This is a genomic window from Corynebacterium sp. HMSC22B11 (genome assembly GCF_001815965.1).
Taxonomy (GTDB): domain Bacteria; phylum Actinomycetota; class Actinomycetes; order Mycobacteriales; family Mycobacteriaceae; genus Corynebacterium.
On record NZ_KV823527.1, the window covers coordinates 1 to 19,917 of the forward strand.

Here is a 19,917-nt window from a genome sequence, read left to right on the forward strand (position 1 = left end):
CTGGCACTTGACAAAAACATAGGGACACCCCCCCTCCCCGCGCACAGCAAAAGGCCTCAGGGTTTTAAAACCCTGAGGCCTTAAACCTCTAGGCCCAAGCCTAGAACCCCTAAGCCTTAGTGCAGGCCGAGGTCATCCAGCGGGACGGACGCGCCGGTGAACTCACCGTAGCCCTCGTCACCGTAGAAACCGTCACCGAAGGTCGACGGCAGCGTGAACGCCGCAGCGCGAGCCTCCTCGGTCGGCTGGACCTGGATGTTGCGGTAGCGGGCGATACCCGTACCAGCCGGGATCAGCTTACCGATGATCACGTTCTCCTTGAGACCGATGAGCTTATCGGAACGCTTGTTGATCGCAGCGTCCGTCAGCACGCGAGTGGTCTCCTGGAAGGAGGCGGCGGACAGCCAGGACTCGGTTGCCAGGGAAGCCTTGGTGATACCCATGATCTCGGCGCGAACCTCGACCGGGCGGCCACCCGTCTTCACGGCCTCCTTCGACGCGGCCACCGCGTCGGAGTGATCCACCAGGGAGCCCGGCAGGTACTCCGTGGAGCCGGAGTCGATGACCGTCACGCGGCGCAGCATCTGCCGCACGATGATCTCGATGTGCTTGTCGTGGATAGCCACACCCTGATCGCGGTACACCTTCTGCACCTCGTTGATCAGGTGCTGCTGCACGCCACGGCGACCCATCACGCGGAGCACCTCGTGCGGATCCGCAGCGCCCTTCAGCAGCTGCTGGCCCATCTTCACGTGGTCACCGTCGCGGAGCGGACGCTCCACGCCACCGGTGCCCAGCGTTGCCAGGCCCTGACGCTTCGACAGCTTCTCGTACACAACCTCCTCGGAACCATCGTCCGGGATGATCGTGAGGGTGAAGAACGCGTCGTCGTCCTCGATCTTGATCTTGCCGTCCACGGAAGCGATCGGGGACTTCGCCTTCGGAACACGAGCCTCGAACAGCTCCTGAACACGCGGCAGACCACCCGTAATATCGCCACCAACACCACCGAGGTGGAAGGTACGCATCGTCAGCTGGGTACCCGGCTCACCAATGGACTGGGCAGCCACGATACCGACAGCCTCGCCGATCTCGACCTTCTTACCCGTCGCCATGGACTTGCCGTAGCAGGTGGAGCACACGCCGGTGGCGGTGCCACAGGTCATGACGGAGCGGGCCTTCACGGTCTCCACACCAGCCTTGACCAGCTCAGCCAGCTCCAGCTCGCCGATGATCGCACCGGCCTCGCAGACAACCTCGCCGTTCGCGCCGATGGCGTCGGCGGCCAGGAAGCGGCCCAGCACGGAGGTCTCGACGAAGTCCGCGCGAGCGAACTCGCCGGTCTTCTCGCCGTTGGCGTCCAGCACCGGGGTGCAGACGTCCAGAACAACGCCCTGCTTGGTGCCACAGTCGTCCTCGCGGACGATGACGTCCTGCGCGACGTCCACCAGACGACGGGTGAGGTAACCGGAGTCAGCGGTACGCAGTGCCGTATCCGCCAGACCCTTACGGGAACCGTGGGAGTTGTTGAAGTACTCGAGCACGGACAGGCCCTCACGGAAGGAGGTCTTCACCGGGCGGGTGATGTAGTCACCGCGGGAGTTCGTGACCATGCCCTTCATGCCGGCCAGGGTCCAGATCTGGCGCATGTTACCGGCAGCACCGGACTTCACGATCATCGGGATCGGGTTGTCATCCGGGTAGAGCTTCTCCACCGACTCACCGACGAAGTCCGTTGCTTCCTTCCACAGGTCAACCAGGGACTGGTAGCGCTCGGACTCGTTGATCTTGCCTCGAGCCAGCTTCTTCTCGATGCGCTGTGCCTTGGCCTCGTACTCGTCGAGGATCTCCTGCTTATTCGGCAGAACCAGCACGTCGTGCATGGTGATGGTCACACCGGAGCGGGTTGCCCAGTAGAAGCCAGCGTCCTTCAGCTTGTCCACCGTCTGCGCGACGGTGATCATCGGGTACTTCGCTGCCAGGTCGTTAATGACGACGGCCTGGTTCTTCTTGTCCATCACGCCTTCGACGTACGGGTAGTTCCACGGCAGCAGCTCGTTGAACTGCACGCGGCCCAGGGTGGTCTCGGCGGTCCAGGTCTGGCCCTTCTGCCAACCATCCGGGAACTGCTCCGCCTCAACCTCAGCCGGCGGGCGGAGGTGGTCGATGCGGACGTGGATCGGGGCCTGCAGGCCAAGCACACCACGGTCGTAGGCCATGATGGCCTCCGCCAGGGAGGTGTACACGCCGGTTGCCGGGCCCTGGTCGGTGGCCTCGGTGAAGGCACCCTGGCCGCCGAACTCCTCCTTGCCCTTGGTCAGGGTCAGGTAATACAGGCCGGTGACCATGTCCAGACGCGGCATAGCCAGTGGCTTACCGGACGCCGGGGACAGGATGTTGTTGGAAGCCAGCATCAGGATGCGAGCCTCAGCCTGTGCCTCGTCGGACAGCGGCAGGTGGACTGCCATCTGGTCACCATCGAAGTCCGCGTTGAAGGCCTCACAGGCCAGCGGGTGCAGCTGAATAGCCTTACCCTCAATCAGCACGGGCTCGAAGGCCTGGATACCCAGGCGGTGCAGCGTTGGTGCACGGTTCAGCATCACCGGGTGCTCGGCGATGGCCTCTTCCAGAACGTCCCAGACCTCTGGGCGCTGGCGCTCAACCATGCGCTTCGCGGACTTGATGTTCTGCGCGTAGGACTTCTCCACCAGGCGCTTCATCACGAAAGGCTTGAACAGCTCCAGGGCCATCAGCTTCGGCAGACCACACTGGTGCAGCTTCAGCTGCGGACCAACGATAATCACCGAACGGCCGGAGTAGTCCACACGCTTACCCAGCAGGTTCTGGCGGAAGCGGCCCTGCTTACCCTTCAGCAGGTCGGAGAGGGACTTCAGCGGACGGTTGCCCGGGCCGGTGACCGGACGGCCGCGGCGGCCGTTGTCGAACAGCGCGTCCACGGACTCCTGCAGCATGCGCTTCTCGTTGTTCACGATGATCTCAGGGGCGCCGAGATCCAGCATGCGCTTCAGGCGGTTGTTGCGGTTGATGACGCGGCGGTACAGGTCGTTCAGGTCGGAGGTCGCGAAGCGGCCACCGTCCAGCTGAACCATCGGGCGCAGCTCCGGCGGGATGACCGGGATGCAGTCCAGGACCATGCCGGCCGGGTCGTTGCCGGAGCGCAGGAACGCAGCGACAACCTTCAGGCGCTTCAGGGCGCGCAGCTTGCGCTGGCCCTTGCCGTCGCGGATGACCTCACGCAGGGACTCGGCCTCGGCCTCGAGGTCGAAGTTGCGGATCAGGGTCTGGATAGCCTCCGCGCCCATGCCGCCGGTGAAGTAATCCTCGTAGCGGTCGAGCAGCTCCTCGTAGAGGGTCTCGTCCGCGATCATCTGCTTCGGGGCGAGCTTGACGAAGGTGTTCCAGATCTCGTCGAGGCGCTCCACCTCGCGCTCAGCGCGCTCACGGATGTGGCGCATCTCGCGGTCAGCGGCGTTCTGCACCTTCTTCTTGGCGTCGGCCTTCGCGCCGGCAGCCTCGAGCTCCGCGAGGTCCTCCTCGAGAGTCTTGGCACGGTCGGCCAGCTCCGCGTCGCGGTCCTGCTCGACCTCCTTCTTCTCGAGCAGCATCTCTGCCTCGAGGGTCGTCTGGTCGTTGTGACGAGCCTCCTCATCGACAGAGGTGATGATGTTGGCCGCGAAGTAGATGATCTTCTCGAGATCCTTCGGGGCCAGATCCAGCAGGTAGCCGAGGCGGGACGGAACGCCCTTGAAGTACCAAATGTGGGTCACCGGAGCGGCCAGCTCGATGTGGCCCATGCGCTCACGGCGAACCTTGGACTTGGTCACCTCGACGCCACAGCGCTCACAGATGATGCCCTTGTAGCGGACACGCTTGTACTTACCGCAGGAGCACTCCCAGTCGCGGGTCGGCCCGAAAATGCGCTCGCAGAACAGACCGTCCTTCTCTGGCTTGAGGGTGCGGTAGTTGATCGTCTCGGGCTTCTTTACCTCGCCGCGCGACCAGCGACGGATGTCATCGGCCGTGGCCAGGCCAATGCGTAGTTCGTCGAAGAAGTTGACGTCCAGCACGTGGACTTCCTTTCCCCTCCAAGAATGTGGAGGGCCATTGTGGGTGAACCTAGGTCAGAATCTGAAAGTGTGCGAAGCCTTGAGCGTTAGCCAACGTCGATGTCGGCGTCTGGACGCTCATCGCGCTGCAGGTTAATACCCAGCGCTGCGTTTGCGGACTCAAGCTCGTCGTCATCATCGGAGGACAGCTCCATCGGGGTGCCGTCCGCGGCCAGAACCTCAACGTTCAGGCACAGGGACTGCAGCTCCTTGAGGAGGACCTTGAAGGACTCTGGGATACCCGGATCCGGGATGTTCTCGCCCTTCACGATCGCCTCGTAGACCTTCACGCGGCCCACCACGTCATCGGACTTGATGGTCAGAAGCTCCTGCAGGGTGTAGGCGGCACCGTATGCCTGCATTGCCCACACCTCCATCTCGCCGAAGCGCTGGCCACCGAACTGGGCCTTACCACCCAGCGGCTGCTGGGTAATCATGGAGTAAGGACCGGTGGAACGGGCGTGAATCTTCTCGTCGACCAGGTGGTGCAGCTTCAGCATGTACATGTAGCCCACGGAGATCGGGTGCTCGTATGGCTCACCAGTACGGCCGTCGATCAGCTGCGCCTTACCGAAGTCATCCACCAGGCGGATACCGTCGCGGTTCGGGCGCGAGGAGCGCAGCAGACCGGACAGCTCGGCGTTGGACGCACCGTCGAACACCGGGGTGGAGGTCAGGGAGTCGGCCGGAACGTCGTAGAGCTCCTCCGGCAGCGTCTCCAGCATCGCCTTGATCTTCGGGTCCTCGGAGTTGGTGTCGACCTGCCAACCGGCCTTCGCCAGCCAGCCCAGGTGCACCTCCAGGACCTGACCAATGTTCATACGACGCGGCACACCGTGGGTGTTCAGGATGATGTCCACCGGGGTACCGTCCGGCAGGAACGGCATGTCCTCCTGCGGCAGGATCTTGCCGACGACACCCTTGTTGCCGTGGCGGCCGGCGAGCTTATCGCCGTCCTGGATCTTGCGCTTCTGGGCGACGTAGACGCGGACCATCTCGTTGACGCCAGCGGCGAGGTCGTCGTCGTCCTCACGGGAGAAGACGCGCACGCCGATGACCTTGCCGGTCTCACCGTGCGGGACCTTCATGGAGGTATCGCGAACCTCGCGTGCCTTCTCACCGAAGATGGCGCGCAGCAGGCGCTCCTCCGGGGTCAGCTCCGTCTCACCCTTCGGGGTGACCTTACCGACGAGGATGTCACCGTCGCGGACGTCCGCACCGATGCGGACGATACCGCGCTCGTCGAGGTCAGCAAGGACGTCCTCGCCGACGTTCGGGATGTCGCGGGTGATCTCCTCCGGGCCCAGCTTGGTGTCGCGGGCGTCGATCTCGTACTCCTCGATGTGGATCGAGGTCAGCACGTCCTCCTCAACCATGCGCTGGGAGAGGATGATCGCATCCTCGTAGTTGTGGCCCTCCCACGGCATGAAGGCGACGAGCAGGTTCTTGCCCAGCGCCATCTCACCGTTATCGGTGCCCGGGCCGTCGGCGATGACCTGGCCGGCCTCGACGCGGTCGCCCTGGTTAACCAGCGGCTTCTGGTTGTAGCTGGTGCCCTGGTTGGTGCGCTCGAACTTGCGCAGCATGAAGGTATCGCGGATGCCCTCATCGTCCATGATGGTGATGTAGTCAGCGGAGACGTACTCCACCACACCAGCCTTCGGGGCGATGATCAGGTCACCGGCGTCGTAGGCAGCGCGCTGCTCGATACCGGTACCGACGTACGGGGCCTCGGCGCGCAGCAGCGGCACAGCCTGACGCTGCATGTTCGCACCCATGAGGGCACGGTTGGCGTCGTCGTGCTCCAGGAACGGAATCATCGCGGTTGCGACGGAGACCATCTGGCGCGGGGAGACGTCCATGTAATCCACCTGGCTTGCCGGGACGACCTCCACGTCGCCCCCGCGCAGACGGACCTCAATCTGGTCCTCGGTGAACTTCATGTCCGCATCGAAAGGCGTATTCGCCTGAGCGATGACGTGACGGTCCTCTTCGTCAGCGGTGAAGTACTCGACCTCGTCGGTGATCTGACCATCGACGACGCGACGGTACGGCGTCTCGATGAAACCGAACGGGTTCACGCGGGCGTAGGAGGACAGGGAACCGATCAGACCAATGTTCGGACCCTCTGGGGTCTCAATCGGGCACATGCGGCCGTAGTGAGACGGGTGAACGTCGCGGACCTCGAGGCCAGCACGCTCACGGGACAGACCACCCGGACCCAGCGCGGACAGACGGCGCTTGTGGGTCAGGCCGGACAGGGAGTTGTTCTGGTCCATGAACTGGGACAGCTGCGAGGTACCGAAGAACTCGCGGATCGCTGCCGAGACCGGACGCACGTTGATCAGGGAGGTCGGGGTGATGGACTCGGCGTCCTGCGTGGTCATGCGCTCGCGGACGACGCGCTCCATGCGGGACAGGCCAACCCGGACCTGGTTCTGGATCAGCTCGCCGACCGTACGCAGGCGGCGGTTACCAAAGTGGTCGATGTCGTCGACCTCGATCGGGATCTCCACGCCCTCCGGGGAGGTCATGGTGCGTTCGCCCGCGTGCAGGCGAACGAGGTACTCGATCGTGGTGAGGATGTCTTCCTCGGTCAGGGTCATGGTGCCGTCGGTGTCGCCACCGAGGCCGAGCTTGCGGTTGACCTTGTAGCGGCCGACCTTCGCCAGGTCGTAGCGCTTCGGGCGGAAGAAGGAGTTCTCCAGCAGGGCCTGTGCGGAGTCGCGGGTCGGGGACTCGCCCGGACGCTGCTTGCGGTAGATCTCCAGCAGTGCCTCGTCCGTGTTCTCGACGCCATCCTTCTCGAGGGTGGACATCATGATCTCGGAGAAGCCGAAGCGGTCGGTGATCTCCTGGGTGGTCAGGCCGAGGGCCTTCAGCAGGACGGTCACCGGCTGGCGGCGCTTACGGTCGATGCGGACACCGACGGTGTCGCGCTTATCGACGTCGAACTCCAGCCACGCACCGCGGGACGGGATGACCTTCACACCGTGCAGCGGGCGCTCGGTGGAGGTGTCGATCGACTCGTCGAAGTACACACCCGGGGAGCGGACCAGCTGGGAGACGACGACACGCTCGGTGCCGTTGATGATGAAGGTGCCCTTATCGGTCATCATCGGGAAGTCGCCGATGAAGACGGTCTGGGACTTAATTTCGCCGGACTGGGCGTTGGTGAACTCCGCGGTCACGTACAGCGGTGCCGCGTAGTTGATGTCCTTTTCCTTGGCCTCGTCGATGGAGGTCTTCACGTCGTCGAAGCGTGGCTCCGAGAGCGTGAGGGACATGTTTTCCGAATAATCCTCAATGGGGGACAGCTCTTCGAGGATGTCCTCCAGTCCGCTCGTGACGCGGACTCCCTCCCCAGCCTCGGCCTGCCTGCGGGCGCGCCACTCCGGGGCGCCGACGAGCCAGGCGAAGGACTCTCGTTGGAGGTCAAGAAGGCCTGGAACCTCGATCGGCGCGTCGATCTTCGCGAAAGAGTAGCGAGTCGAAGCTCCGGGGATTCCGGCCACTGAACTTGTCTGGCGGGAGACTGCCAAGATGGGTCCTTCCAGCACTAGGCGTTTCTCCTTGCCTGGGTGGAGCCAGGCTGGGAAACGGTTGCGTGAGCGTACGATTTTTCGTGGTGGTCTATATCGGTGGTGTTACTCTGAACGCCGGATAAGCAGGAATGCCTAAAGGACCTTGTCAAATCCGCTTTCCCGCAGTCTGTGACTGCTGGAGGGAAGCTCATTGCCAAGGCCGATTGTTGGTGAGAACATCATCTCTCAACTCGCCTGCCCACAAGGGTTCAGAATTTAACCAGCGCAACGAACTACCATATAGTAGTAGCCCCCAAATGTCCACCCCCGTGGATACTGATCAGGCCGATAGTATCCGTCCGCTTCGACGGGCGCAAAATTACACGCTTGTAGCCCGGCGCTTGCGTTCACGACGCAGCGCCACCACCAGTGCGGCGAGCAGCAGGATCACGCCAGCCCAGAACACCCCGCGGCCCCACTTCTCCGTGGAACGCTTGCCACCGAGCTCGTCTGCCTGGTCCAACATCTGGCGCTCATTGGCCTCGGTCGTGCGCCCCTCAAACTTCAGCAGCGGCTCCACCACCTCGCCTTCAGCGTTGCGGTACTCGTCCCGAATGTGCTCCTCGATGCCGACGATCATGCCAGACTCCGGCTCCACCGCCAGCTCGCGCCAGCCGCCGTGGTACAGCTCCGCACGGTCGCCGTCCTTGACGATGGCATTGCGGATGCCGCTGTAGCGGGAGCTGACCTTTTCCGACGGAATCTCCTGGCGGAAGAGGTAGATCTCCTTCTCGTCACCGCTAGAGGTTTCCCGGCGCTCCGTGCCCCGGAACTCCGCCGGGTAGGCGTGGCGGGCGGTCCAGTCGAAGTATTCGTAGCTCTGCTGCTGGGTGTCCACCGGGAACTTCGCCCAGGAGCCCTCCATCTCCACGGCCTTCGGCGGGGTCGCCGGGGAATCCGCGACCTTGGCCTCCCCCACGGCTTCACCGTTCATCCGGTTCACCCGGTAGCTATACACCTGCGCGTCCAGCAGGGACTCCAGATCGTCCTTCACATTGGTGCGGGCGTTGGAGACGCCGACGCGCACCGTCGCCTCCTCCTCCGTGGCCGGCTGGCCCAGTTGCATGTTGAACTGGCGAGCCACCGGCGCCTGGATGGGATCCTCCTCCCCCACGCCCAGGTAACCCGGCCCCACGGTTGCGTCCTCGTCCTCCAAGGTGAAGGTGGTGTGCTGCAGGCTCAGTGGCACCGGCCGCTCCTCGGGGAAGAGCCGTGGCAGGAGCACGCCCGCCACGATCATGGCGCTGGCCAGGCCGAGCACAAACACAGCAACGATACGGGACTTCGAGTTCATGCTGAACATGCTACAACAGCCCGCAGACACGCTGTTCCCTTTGAAAGCGGGTCGCAAGGCAGGTCGGCGCAGCAATAGAAAAACCGCCCCGGCAAGGCGAACCTTGCGGGGCGGTGAATCACGCGGCCGCTGTGCGCGGCAACTGGATTACTTGAGGGAGACCTTTGCGCCGGCCTCTTCCAGCTTAGCCTTAGCTGCCTCAGCGTCCTCCTTGGAAGCGCCCTCGAGCAGAGCCTTCGGAGCAGCCTCAACGAGCTCCTTAGCCTCCTTCAGACCCAGGCCGGAGACGACCTCGCGGACGACCTTAATGACGCCGATCTTCTTAGCGCCTGCGTCCTCCAGGACGACGTCGAACTCGTCCTTCTCCTCAGCAGCAGCGCCGCCCTCAGCGCCACCAGCAGCTGCAACAGCAGCAACCGGAGCAGCAGCGGTGACGTCGAAGGTCTCCTCGAACAGCTTGACGAACTCAGAGAGCTCGATCAGGGTCATCTCCTTGAAGGCATCCAGCAGCTCTTCGTTGGTGAACTTAGCCATAATAGGCATCCTTTCGTGTTGTGCCGCCTGGGCAATCGGCCCTGCGGCGAAGTGTTTTTAAAAGTTTTTACTGTGGTGGACCGGCTTGTGGTCCAGCGCGGTGGCACACCGTGCCCTCGCACCCAGCGTGGCGGAACTAGTCCTTCTTCTCCTGCAGGGCAGCCGCGAGGCGTGCAACCTGGGACGCAGGAGCATTGAACAGTCCAGCAGCCTTTGCCAAGGAACCCTGGAGAGCACCGGCCAGCTTGGCCAGGGTGGTCTCGCGGTTGTCCAGGTCGGCGATAGCCATGACCTGCTCAGCGGACAGCGCAGCGCCGTCCATGTTCCCGCCCTTGACGACGAAAGCCTCGTGATCCTTGCCGAAATCCTTCATGGCCTTAGCTGCGTCAACAGCCTCGCCCTTGATGAAAGCAACAGCGGTAGGACCAGTCAGCAGGGATTCGTCAATCTCAACGCCGGCTTCCTTAGCAGCCAGCTTGAGCAGGGTGTTCTTGGCGACGGAGTAGGTGACATCCTGACCCAGCGCGCGACGCAGCTCGGTGGTCTCAACCACGGACAGACCGCGGTATTCGGTCAGCACGGTGGCGTCTGCTTCCTCGAAGCGTGCCTTGAGCTCCTGCAGCGCTGCAGTGTTCTTTGGATTAGCCATACTCTCGCCTCCTTCCTGATGTTCTGGTGTACGTGTGTACGTGCACCGGCGATCGAAACGAAGGAAACACTTTCACAACGACAAAGCGCCCCGTACCCGCAGGGGGCAACGGGGCGCTTCTGGAATCGCAGCTCGCTAGCGTGAAGCTAGCGGCGCGATACAAAACGTCTCGTGTTACCTGCGTGGGCCGTCATCATGACGATGATCCTTCAACCCGGGAGCGCTCGCACGCGCTTGCTGATCAGATCAGCACGGCCGGAAAGCGTTTTCCCAAGTGACCGACGGTCTTCGGTGAAACTTTGAAACATATCAAAACTTCGCCTGACAGCTTAACGCCCAGCAGCCGAAAGACCAAATCGGCCTAGGCGGCATCGCGGTACTGCTCAGGTTCTTCCCCACGGCGTTTCATCTGGTGCCAATGCTGGCGTGCTGCCTCCTGGGACCGCTGGCTCCACGCACCATCCCAGTCGTGCTCCCCGGTCCCATCGGCGTTCTCGTCGTAATCCTCATTGCGCGATTACAGCCGCTGCCGTTCGCGCGCCCCGTGGGTCAACCGCCGGACCGCGGAGTCCGAATTGAAACTCGAACCCAGGGCCCCGGCGGTCACGCCCATGGATGCAGCGAGCCAGGAAATCCTGGCATAAGTGCCCACGGTGACCGGCTCACCCAGCACCTTCGTCATGAAGTCTGGGGCAATGATCGCACCGGCGCCGGCGAAAATGATGAGGAAAAGGATGGCATACATCCCCAGAACAGCGAACGCGAGCGTGAGAAGCGTCGAACCGTTGTACAGCGCAATGACCCGCTTGAAAGATTTTGCGCTGGGCTTATCCCAGAGGCTGTTATCCAGCAGTAGCCACAGAATCATGGCTAGCACCGCAACGATATTGACCACGGCCAGGCGGGTGATGGTGAGGTAGTCCGCCATTTCCCAAATAGAGCTGTAGAAGATGCCGAAGGCGCCGACCCCGATGCCCGCAGCCAGCGCACCGGACAGCGCCCCGAGGGAGTGGCGCGGCTGATTTGTGGAGATCATGCCGAGCATCGTCTTGAACTTGTTCTTTTCCTCCCTCGTCGACTGCTCCCTTTCGCCCTGGGAGGACGCCAGGTAGTCGCGGTATTCCCCAATCACGCGCGCTATTTCCTGGGCCAGTCCGTCGCGGGCGCCGAGCATCCCGAGCGTGGGGTAGCTGATCACCGCCACATCCTGATTCGGATAAAGCTCACTTCTCAACACGGTGGCACCACTAAAGCGCGGCAGCTCGGTGACGAGCAGCTGCAAATCCGCGGGGCTCCTGCCGCTCGGAACATCCGGCGCGATCAGGGAGCGGTTGGGATCCATGAGCAGCAGTTCGGTGTCGAGGTTAAAGCTGCAATCCTCTGGCAAGTCCGCGCTATCAAGAACCTTCGACACTTGGGCAGACACCAGCCCAGGGTCCGCGACGATGCGCACTGAAAGCTGGGAAGTTTTATCGCTTGGGGTGGACTCTGAGATCTGGTGGCCTTCCATAGTCATTACTCCCCAGGCTAGGTCAGAATCGACGCGCCAGCGATGTGGAGCTCGCGGCCAGGGGCAGCTGATACGCTCAAGTCCTTAACCCCTGGCGTCGCGGCTATCACCTTGCTCTCCGCACTCACCCAGAATGTCGCCGCTCGGGGATAACAACGAAGGAAAAACATGGCACCATTCGACACCGCCGATACGTCCCCAGAGGGCGACGCTGAAAAGCAGACCGGGAACCAGGAAGAACAGATCCCGGCCTTCATCTCCCAGCCCGACCGGCTGGACAAGTGGATCTGGGCCTACCTGGTGGCCGCAACCCTCTTTAGCTTCGCGATGATCCCACTGCGAGTGTGGCTGCTCAACAACCCCGTGCCCTACGCGCTCATGGTGGGCGGCTATACCTCCTCAATCGTCGGCGGGGCAGAATCCACCACCGGCGGAATCTCGGCGGTCGCGATCGTTGTGATGACCCTGGTCGGTGCGCTGAAGACCGTCCCCCTGTGGTGGCTGGTCGGCAACAAGTGGGGCCTGGAGTACCTGCGCATGTCGGTCGCCCACTCCCCCAGGCTGCAACGCTGGACCGCGCGACTGGAAAACGCGCGCCCCGGCGTGCTGGGAGCTGCGATCGTGCTCTCCTACATCCCCTTCGTGCCCACCATCGTCATCGCCAACCTGCTGGCCGGCATCCGCCGCATGAGTTTCTGGACGGTCCTGGGACTCAACGCCTTCGGCGTGCTGGTCACCAACGCCTTCTTCGCCTACCTGGGTGTGACCTACGGCGAGCAGGTGATCTCCATCGTGGAGCAGGTCAACCGTTACGCCATGTGGATCACGATCGCGCTGCTGGTGTTCATGTTCTGGAGCATCTCGAAGCAGAACAAGAAGGCCGCCTAAGCCCAACACTTGCGCGGCGGGTGCCATACCCCAGCCGCTGCCACGCCTGCGCAACGCAAGGAAACCCGGACCCATTCAGGGTCCGGGTTTCCTCATGGCCTCAAGCTATTGCTCCAGCTTGCTGGTATTGGTGCTGCCACCGGTCTGGATCTCGATGAGACGCACCGCGATCGCCTTCAGATCTTCGGGCAGGCTCCGGTTGGCAACAAAGAGCTCCAACTCGATCCAGTCGAAGCGCGACGGCGGGCGCCGCACCTCGTTTTCGATCAGCGAGGTGAGTTGCTCCTTGCGCGTGCGGTCCGCGGTGGATGCCCAGCGGTCGCCCAGGTCCCCGTTCATGGAGATCCCCATCGCCGATTCGATGTACGAGCGCGCGGCATTGAAGGCTTGCTTGTTTCGCCGCTGGTAGTCCGACAGCTGGGCTTCGAAGTGCTGATTCCAGCCGTCGACGCGAGCCTGGTTCTCCGCCACCTGCTTATTGACGGCCGCGACGTACGCGTCGTCCACGGCTTCGGCCTTGCCTTCCCGCCGGTAAGCCCAGAAGACAATCGCGCCTGCGCCGAGAACACCACTGAGCAGGCTCCCGGCGATCACGATTTTGGGGCCGGTGTTCATGGTTTTGTTGATCTTTTCCAGGGACTGGCAGAAGCCATCGAAGTCGAGGTCCCCGACGTTCACTCCCTCTGCCTGTGCACGCAGTTCGCCAGGGTTGCAGGAGTAATTCTTACCGCCCGACGCTGCGAGCTCCTCGTCCAGGAACCGGAAATCCTTTTCCTCTGCTTGCTCGATCGCCTCGGGGCCAATCTGCTCGAACATGTTCTGCTTCAGCGATTGGCCTTCGGACTCCGCACGCCAGGACATCGCGCCGAGGAGGATCGCCCCGACCCCGATGATGCCGACGAAGAACATGATCCCGGCGAGGATCCACACCAGGAAGCTCGGCGGCACGAAGGGCGTCTTCGGCTTCGGCGGCAGATCCTGGATCTCTGGTGGCTGCTCCACCACAGGGGGAGCCACGAAGACCCCGGTGCGCAACGCATCGTCCGCCCAATCCGACTTCTTCCACCGCGGGTAGTCCGCGATGATGCCCGCGAAACGATCGGCCAGCACCTGGAGCCACATGCGGCTGATAGTGGAGTAATCGTCCAGGTGCTTCATCGCCTGCGGGCGGTACTTGTAGAAGTAATCGGCGCCCACGCCATCGCGCCAGTTCGCGAACGTCCCGTGCTTGATGTCGTCGAGGTCGGTGTGCAGCTGGTCCCCGATGCTGGTGATCGTCTGATCCAGCTGATAGAAGCCCTGAACCACTTCCCGGTGCTGCGCAGCGCTCTGCCGAATGGCCTCCTGCTGCAGCGCGATGGATTCCCTCTGGTTGGCCAGCGACTTTCCGAGCAGGCCGTGGGTCTTCTTCGCATCCGCGTGGGCGACGATCGCGGCGGTCGCGTTAATCATGTTGCCCAGGCGCTGCTGGGACACCATTTCGCGCTGCATCGCGGTGGACTGGTTCACCGCACTCGTCATGTCGGCATAACGGCGCGACATTTCTTCTCTCGTTGTGATGGCTCGCTCCTTAAAAACTTTCCTCGACCAGCGATGCGGTGGAAACCAGTTTTAATCAGGAGCATTTTAACAAGCGCTCAGGGTCCCCTCCCCCACTCCCTCGCGTTTTACCCCCACAACGCAAAGATGCCCCGACCCTTGCGGGATCGAGGCAGCTACGTCAGTGACGCTAGGGCTTAAGCCTCAGCCTCGTCTGCGTAGTTCTTCTGGATGGTCTCGTCGACCGGGACACCCGGGCCATTGGTGGAGGACAGGGTGACCTTCTTGATGTACTTACCCTTCGAAGAGGACGGCTTGATGCGCAGCAGCTCGTCAATCAGGGCACCGTAGTTCTCGGCCAGCTTCTTCTCGTCGAAGGAAGCCTTACCGATCAGGGCGTGCAGGTTGGACGCCTTGTCCACGCGGAAGGAGATCTTGCCGCCCTTGATCTCGGAGACAGCCTTAGCAACGTCGGTGGTGACGGTGCCGGTCTTCGGGTTCGGCATCAGACCACGCGGGCCGAGCACGCGAGCAACGCGGCCGACCTTAGCCATCTGGTCCGGGGTAGCGATCGCAGCGTCGAAGTCGGTCCAGCCGCCCTGGATCTTCTCGATCAGCTCAGCGGAGCCAACGAAGTCTGCGCCTGCCTCCTCGGCAGCGGTAGCGTTCGGGCCCTCGGCGAAGACGACCACGCGGACGTCCTTACCGGTGCCGTTCGGCAGCGCGACGGTGCCGCGGACCAGCTGGTCAGCCTTGCGCGGGTCGACGCCCAGGCGGATCGCAACGTCGATGGTTGCGTCGTAGTTCTTGGAGGACGTCGCCTTGGCCAGCTTCGCAGCCTGCAGCGGGGTGTACTTGTTATCGCGGTCGACCTTAGCGGCCGCCTCGCGGTAAGCCTTAGAAACCTTGCTCATGAAAATTCCAATCTGGGTTTAGGTGTTGGAGTTGTGGTCTAGTGGGTCAGCAAGCGACCCTGCCACGCGATGAAACCCCGGCGGCGAACCCACCGGGGTGGCGCACTTAAGCGGACGGGCGACCCTCGACGTCGATACCCATCGAGCGAGCGGTACCGGCGATGATGGCCGCACCAGCCTCGATGTCGTTCGCGTTCAGGTCCGGCTCCTTGGTCTTTGCAATTTCCTTGCACTGATCCCAGGTGACCTTACCGACCTTGTCGGTGTGCGGGACGCCGGAGCCCTTCTGCAGGCCAGCGGCCTTCAGCAGCAGCTTGGAAGCCGGCGGGGTCTTCAGCTTGAAGTCGAAGGAACGGTCCTCGTAGACCGTGATCTCGACCGGCACGATGTTGCCGCGCTGGGACTCGGTTGCAGCGTTGTAAGCCTTGGTGAACTCAACGATGTTCACGCCGTGAGCACCCAGTGCCGGACCAACCGGCGGAGCTGGGGTTGCTGCACCAGCCTGGATCTGCAGCTTGATGAGCGCCTGGACCTTCTTCTTGGCCATCGCTATACCTCTTTCTGTTATCAGGAAGCGGGCGTACCGCTCCCCGACCGGATGCCGGTTCTTAGCCAGCCACCGGAGATGAATAGTTCCACTGCCACCCGGGCACGCCGAAGGCGCGCCACTGAATAGCAGACAGAGTTACATTAATCGAGCTTCGCGACCTGATCAAATTCCAGCTCAACCGGGGTCTCACGGCCGAAGATGGAGACCATGGCCTTGAGGCGGTTCTGGACGGTATCGATCTCGGAGATGGTCGCGGCAACGGACGCGAACGGGCCGGAGAGGATGGTGACGGACTCGCCCACCTCGTAGTCCACCTCGACGGTCTCGGAGGCCGGCTTCGGCGGGACGGCCACGCCGGTCGCGGAGACGTCGACGTCGGCGGCGTCCTGGCCCTGATCCTCCGCCGCGGCGGTTGCGGTCTCCGGTGGCAGCAGGAACTTCGCGACCTCGCGGATCTTCACCGGGGTCGGCTTGCCCTCGTTACCCACGAAGGAGGTCACGCCCGGGGTGTCACGGACGACGGACCAGGAGGCGTCGTCGAGCTCGATGCGGACGAGGACGTAGCCCGGCAGCAGCTTGCGCTTGACCTGCTTGCGCTTGCCGTCCTTCAGCTCGGTGACTTCCTCGATCGGGACGACGACCTCGTGGATCTGCTCGTCCACGCCCAGGGTCTGGGCGCGCATCTCGAGGTTGGTCTTCACCTTGTTCTCGTAGCCGGAGTAGCACTGGATGATGTACCACTCGCCCGGCAGCTTCTTCAGGGCGCGCATGAACTCGCGCAGGCGGGTCTTGTAGGCCTCCATCGCGGCCTCTTCGGCGGTCTTCTCCGGCTGCTCAGACTCGGAAGCCTCCGGGGCGGCCTCGGTGCCCTCCGCCAGCTCCGCGGCGGTGTCCTCTGCCGCGTCGCCCAGGGCTGCCGCGGCCTGGTCGGCCTCGGACTCCTTGTGGGCTGCGACTTCCTGGTGGATGTCCTCCTGTGCCGCGGCGGCGAGGTCCGCTGCGCTGAGGTTCTTATCTGCGCTCATATGATGCTCCTTGTCGGGTGAGCCTGGGTCGTTTTAGGCACGATCGGCAATAAAAATCCGCCCCTACCGTTGGTCGGCGAGGCGGGATGTTTTCTGTTGACGAGTTTAGCACGCGGGCAGGATTTATGGCCATGAGCAGGCCGGTGTGGCGAGAGGAGACGCAAAAAGCCCTCCACGAGGGAGGGCTTGGAGCATATCGCTGTGCTTGGGGGAACCAGCTAAAGCTAGACGCCGAAGACCCAGCGAACACCGAGGCCAGTGACGTAGTCCACGCCAGCAACCAGAGCGGTCATCAGGACGAGGAAGACCAGCACGACGATGGAGTAGGTCACCATCTCGCGGCCGGTCGGCCAGATGACCTTGCGCATCTCGGAGATCACGCCACGGATGTAGTCCGCGATGGCAGTGAAGGGGTTGCTCCGGGTTTCGACAACCTCGGGGGTGGTCGAAGCGCTGGTCGCGCGAGCCGTGGTGGCCTGGCCAGCGACCTGACGCTTACCGCTGGGGCGCATGGAGCCTCCGGAAGCGTCCGCTCCGGAGCCTTCGGCCCTGTTGCTATCTTCGCTCACGTGGTTACTCCTTCGGGCGCCCGCGGGGGCGGGCGTACTTTGCAGGGGTGACAGGACTTGAACCCGCAACCTACGGTTTTGGAGACCGTTGCTCTACCAATTGAGCTACACCCCTAAAACTGTGGCAACGCCGGGTTGATGACCGCGATTTTACCCGCAGACAACGCACCATGCGTGCAACACGGGAGTAGCCTAGCAACTTTCCATTCAGTTAGACAACTTGCCACGTTTTCCGCAGCACTCCACCACTCGAAGTGGGGTGAACCTGGGAGGTTGGGCGCGCAATAGCCCCACCCGGTGGCCTCGCTCCCCGGTGGGACACGCTCAGGGCTGGCATGACTTGCGGCAGGACCACCCGGCGCCCCCGCTCCCCTGTGGGACGCGGCGAGCCAAGGCGGCGGTGAGGGCGGTGGCGTCGTCAATAAAAAATGGACCCCGCGGAAAAACCACGGGGTCCTGAAATAGTAGCGGTGCCGGGACTCGATCCCGGGACCTCACGATTATGAGTCGTGCGCTCTAACCAGCTGAGCTACACCGCCACAGCCACTTACACGACCAGCCACGGCCAGCGTAAACAGGTCACGTGACGGCCATATAAAATGACAGAGCCCCCTGACGGAATCGAACCGTCGACCTTTTCCTTACCATGGAAACGCTCTGCCGACTGAGCTAAGGGGGCGCAACTTAAATCGACCGAACCTAGCGGTAATCCGCTGTAGCCCGTTGATCGAAGCCTGAAGTAGCATAACCAGTTTCCAATGAGAAGCACAAATCTGCACGTCGTAGCTGGTTTCCGCGGTCGGTATGGGTGCGTCTTGGTTGGCATTAGGCGGTGGATCGCGCGATTGCCTCTTCCGCTGGGCGGGCCAGCTGTTTTATAGTTTCTAATTGCGCCGTTATCGGGTGTTAAGGGGTGTCCTGGGGTTTTAATTCAGGCGCCTTCCGGATGATGCACCGGCGGCGCATGGCACACCCCTCACGGGGCAAGGAGGTTCGAGTCCTCTCAATCATTTTATTCCGCGCCGCCCGGGAGCCCTTCGCTTGCGGCCTGCGGCCCGGCCCCGACGAGCGCCTGCGAGCGTTCCGACGCGCCGACGCCCCGCCGTCTGCGAATCCCACGCGGCGCGGAATTTTCAACTTCACGTTCGCCTGCACCTTGCATGCTGGCGATTCAGGTGGTGACACATGTTTTTCAACCGCAACCGCGACTTTGGCTCCTGGATGGAGTACGTCGAGACCGACACGCCGCTGTCGTGGCGCCCATCCTTCCCGCGCAGCCCGATCCCGCTGCCCGGGCACGTTGTGCTGCGCTCCCGCGACGGCGAGGTGACCGCGCTGTCCCGTCCGGGGTTTGCGCTGCCCACCGACCGTTTCGTGCAGGTCGATCAACGCCGCCGCCAGCTTTCCTTCGCCCCGCAGCGGATCCCCACCGCCGAGGGGCAGGACGTCACCCTGACCTTCGTGCTGACCGTGCGGGTCAGTGATCCGGTGGCTTTCCTCACCGCCGCTGATGAGCCGGATCGGGAGGTCTACCTGGCCGCCCAAATCGCCCTGCGAGAACTGGTGGCGACGAAGCCGCTAGCCGAGTTCATCGGGCAGCGCATCGACCTCTCCCCCGTCGCGGAGGCTGCGCGGGAGGCCGGCGCGGCGGTCGGCGTCGAGGTGCTGGGAGATGTTCACCTCAAGGATCTCTCCCTGCCGCACGGCGTGGCCGAGGCACTGAGCCAGGCGGAGGTGGATAAGCTCACCGCTGCCAGCGAGCTGGAGCGGGCGCGCACCGAGGTGAAGATCACCCGCGCTCGCATGGGCACGGCGAAGGTGCTGGAGCAGAACCCGCTGCTGGCGAAGATCCGCCTGCTGGAGGCCCTGCCGCCGGGCACCACCCTGGAGCTGCGAGACCGGTCGCTGGAGTCGCCGGATCAGCTACAGGAACCACGGGACCGGGGCGAACTCGACAGCTAGCTGCCCCTAGCTGCTCGCGGGGACCGCCCCGCTATCCCGTATCCCGGTGGAGTTTTCTCGCCCCAAAAGAAAGAGGAGCCGAGCCCCATGTGGGACCCGGCTGCCGATTCAGCAGTTTTTAGTGCTGCCCCTCGGCGAACTCCTCCACCAGCTTCGCGTTGAAGGCCTCAAGGTCGGCCGGAGTGCGGGAAGAGACCAGGCCGTTGTCCACGTGGACCTCCTCGTCGACCCACGTTGCCCCAGCGTTCTGGAGGTCAGTCTTCAACGACGGGTACGAGGTCAAGGTGCGGCCGCGGAGGACGTCCGCGTCGGTAAGGATCCACGCACCGTGGCAGATCACCGCCAGCGGCTTTCCAGCCTCGACGTGCTTCTTCACGATCTCGACCGCTGCCTCGTCCATGCGCAGCTGGTCGGCGTTTCGGGTACCGCCCGGAAGGATAATCCCGTCGAACTCAGCGTCGCGGGAGTTCTCGGTCGAGGCATCTGCCTCGGAGGTAGAACCGTTCTTGCCCTCAATCTTCTCGCCACCAGGGCTGAGGACAGTCACTGCGCCGCCTGCCTGGCGGACAGCCTCAATCGGGGAGCTGAACTCACTGTCCTCGAACCCATTCGTCGCGAGAACACCAATGCGCTTGCCATCTAGCTTTGCCATGTCTGCTCCTTTCTCAAGAACGTATGCCCCCAATGGTGTCAGCGAAACCTGGCGAGCAACACCCCCACTTCCCCGAACACCAGGGCACCCTAACGAGGAAATCTAGAGCGCGGAGGCAAG

General features: G+C 63.1%; 14 protein-coding genes and 3 tRNA genes. 2 read left to right on the forward strand and 15 right to left on the reverse strand.

The annotated features are described in order from the left end of the window. Positions 1-116 precede the first annotated feature (116 nt). The 6 genes from HMPREF3088_RS09730 to HMPREF3088_RS09755 all read right to left on the reverse strand — a co-directional run bounded on the left by HMPREF3088_RS09730 (position 117) and on the right by HMPREF3088_RS09755 (position 11,704). The gene (locus HMPREF3088_RS09730) at positions 117-4,088 is read right to left on the reverse strand and encodes a DNA-directed RNA polymerase subunit beta' (RefSeq protein WP_070759788.1); all 3,972 of its coding nucleotides are present in this window, start codon (positions 4,086-4,088) and stop codon (positions 117-119) included. 86 nt (positions 4,089-4,174) lie between these two features. Next, positions 4,175-7,687 (reverse strand): DNA-directed RNA polymerase subunit beta, encoded by a 3,513-nt coding sequence (locus HMPREF3088_RS09735; protein WP_070759789.1) that lies wholly within the window; start codon positions 7,685-7,687, stop codon positions 4,175-4,177. Between the two features lie 343 nt (positions 7,688-8,030). Then, positions 8,031-9,005 (reverse strand): cell envelope lipid trafficking protein PgfA, encoded by a 975-nt coding sequence (locus HMPREF3088_RS09740; RefSeq protein WP_246818159.1) that lies wholly within the window; start codon positions 9,003-9,005, stop codon positions 8,031-8,033. Positions 9,006-9,152: 147 nt separating this feature from the next. Further along, positions 9,153-9,539, reverse strand: a complete 387-nt coding sequence (gene rplL / locus HMPREF3088_RS09745; RefSeq protein ID WP_070759791.1) for a 50S ribosomal protein L7/L12 — start codon at positions 9,537-9,539, stop codon at positions 9,153-9,155. A 136-nt stretch (positions 9,540-9,675) separates the two neighbouring features. Beyond that, positions 9,676-10,188: a 50S ribosomal protein L10 gene (gene rplJ, locus HMPREF3088_RS09750; RefSeq protein WP_070759792.1), complete on the reverse strand. Its 513-nt coding sequence runs from the start codon at positions 10,186-10,188 to the stop codon at positions 9,676-9,678. A gap of 517 nt (positions 10,189-10,705) precedes the next feature. Further along, positions 10,706-11,704: a hypothetical protein gene (locus HMPREF3088_RS09755; RefSeq protein ID WP_141759460.1), complete on the reverse strand. Its 999-nt coding sequence runs from the start codon at positions 11,702-11,704 to the stop codon at positions 10,706-10,708. 162 nt (positions 11,705-11,866) lie between these two features. Here HMPREF3088_RS09755 and HMPREF3088_RS09760 point away from each other — a divergent pair, with 162 nt between their 5' ends. Continuing rightward, positions 11,867-12,586, forward strand: coding sequence for a DedA family protein (locus HMPREF3088_RS09760; RefSeq protein WP_083317395.1), 720 nt, complete (start codon positions 11,867-11,869; stop codon positions 12,584-12,586). A gap of 105 nt (positions 12,587-12,691) precedes the next feature. On the opposite strand, the gene HMPREF3088_RS09765 is transcribed toward HMPREF3088_RS09760, so the two are convergent. The 8 genes from HMPREF3088_RS09765 to HMPREF3088_RS09800 form a co-directional block, all read right to left on the reverse strand. Then, entirely contained in the window at positions 12,692-14,128 is a 1,437-nt protein-coding gene (locus tag HMPREF3088_RS09765; protein WP_141759461.1) for a hypothetical protein, read from the reverse strand. Between the two features lie 194 nt (positions 14,129-14,322). Then, on the reverse strand, positions 14,323-15,039 hold the full coding sequence (gene rplA, locus HMPREF3088_RS09770; protein WP_070759795.1) for a 50S ribosomal protein L1: 717 nt from the start codon (positions 15,037-15,039) through the stop codon (positions 14,323-14,325). Positions 15,040-15,145: 106 nt separating this feature from the next. After that, positions 15,146-15,586: a 50S ribosomal protein L11 gene (gene rplK / locus HMPREF3088_RS09775; RefSeq protein ID WP_070759796.1), complete on the reverse strand. Its 441-nt coding sequence runs from the start codon at positions 15,584-15,586 to the stop codon at positions 15,146-15,148. Between the two features lie 143 nt (positions 15,587-15,729). Beyond that, on the reverse strand, positions 15,730-16,614 hold the full coding sequence (nusG, locus tag HMPREF3088_RS09780; RefSeq protein WP_070759797.1) for a transcription termination/antitermination protein NusG: 885 nt from the start codon (positions 16,612-16,614) through the stop codon (positions 15,730-15,732). 224 nt (positions 16,615-16,838) lie between these two features. Continuing rightward, positions 16,839-17,183 (reverse strand): preprotein translocase subunit SecE, encoded by a 345-nt coding sequence (gene secE / locus HMPREF3088_RS09785; protein ID WP_083317396.1) that lies wholly within the window; start codon positions 17,181-17,183, stop codon positions 16,839-16,841. Between the two features lie 42 nt (positions 17,184-17,225). After that, positions 17,226-17,298, reverse strand: a tRNA-Trp gene (locus HMPREF3088_RS09790). Positions 17,299-17,648: 350 nt separating this feature from the next. Next, a tRNA-Met gene (locus tag HMPREF3088_RS09795) sits at positions 17,649-17,722 on the reverse strand. 67 nt (positions 17,723-17,789) lie between these two features. Further along, a tRNA-Thr gene (locus tag HMPREF3088_RS09800) sits at positions 17,790-17,862 on the reverse strand. 506 nt (positions 17,863-18,368) lie between these two features. Between HMPREF3088_RS09800 and HMPREF3088_RS09805 the strand changes: the two genes are divergently transcribed. Beyond that, positions 18,369-19,145: an SPFH domain-containing protein gene (locus HMPREF3088_RS09805; protein ID WP_070759798.1), complete on the forward strand. Its 777-nt coding sequence runs from the start codon at positions 18,369-18,371 to the stop codon at positions 19,143-19,145. 118 nt (positions 19,146-19,263) lie between these two features. Here HMPREF3088_RS09805 and HMPREF3088_RS09810 read toward each other — a convergent pair whose 3' ends face one another. Then, positions 19,264-19,797, reverse strand: a complete 534-nt coding sequence (locus tag HMPREF3088_RS09810) for a type 1 glutamine amidotransferase domain-containing protein (protein WP_070759799.1) — start codon at positions 19,795-19,797, stop codon at positions 19,264-19,266. Positions 19,798-19,917 lie beyond the last annotated feature (120 nt).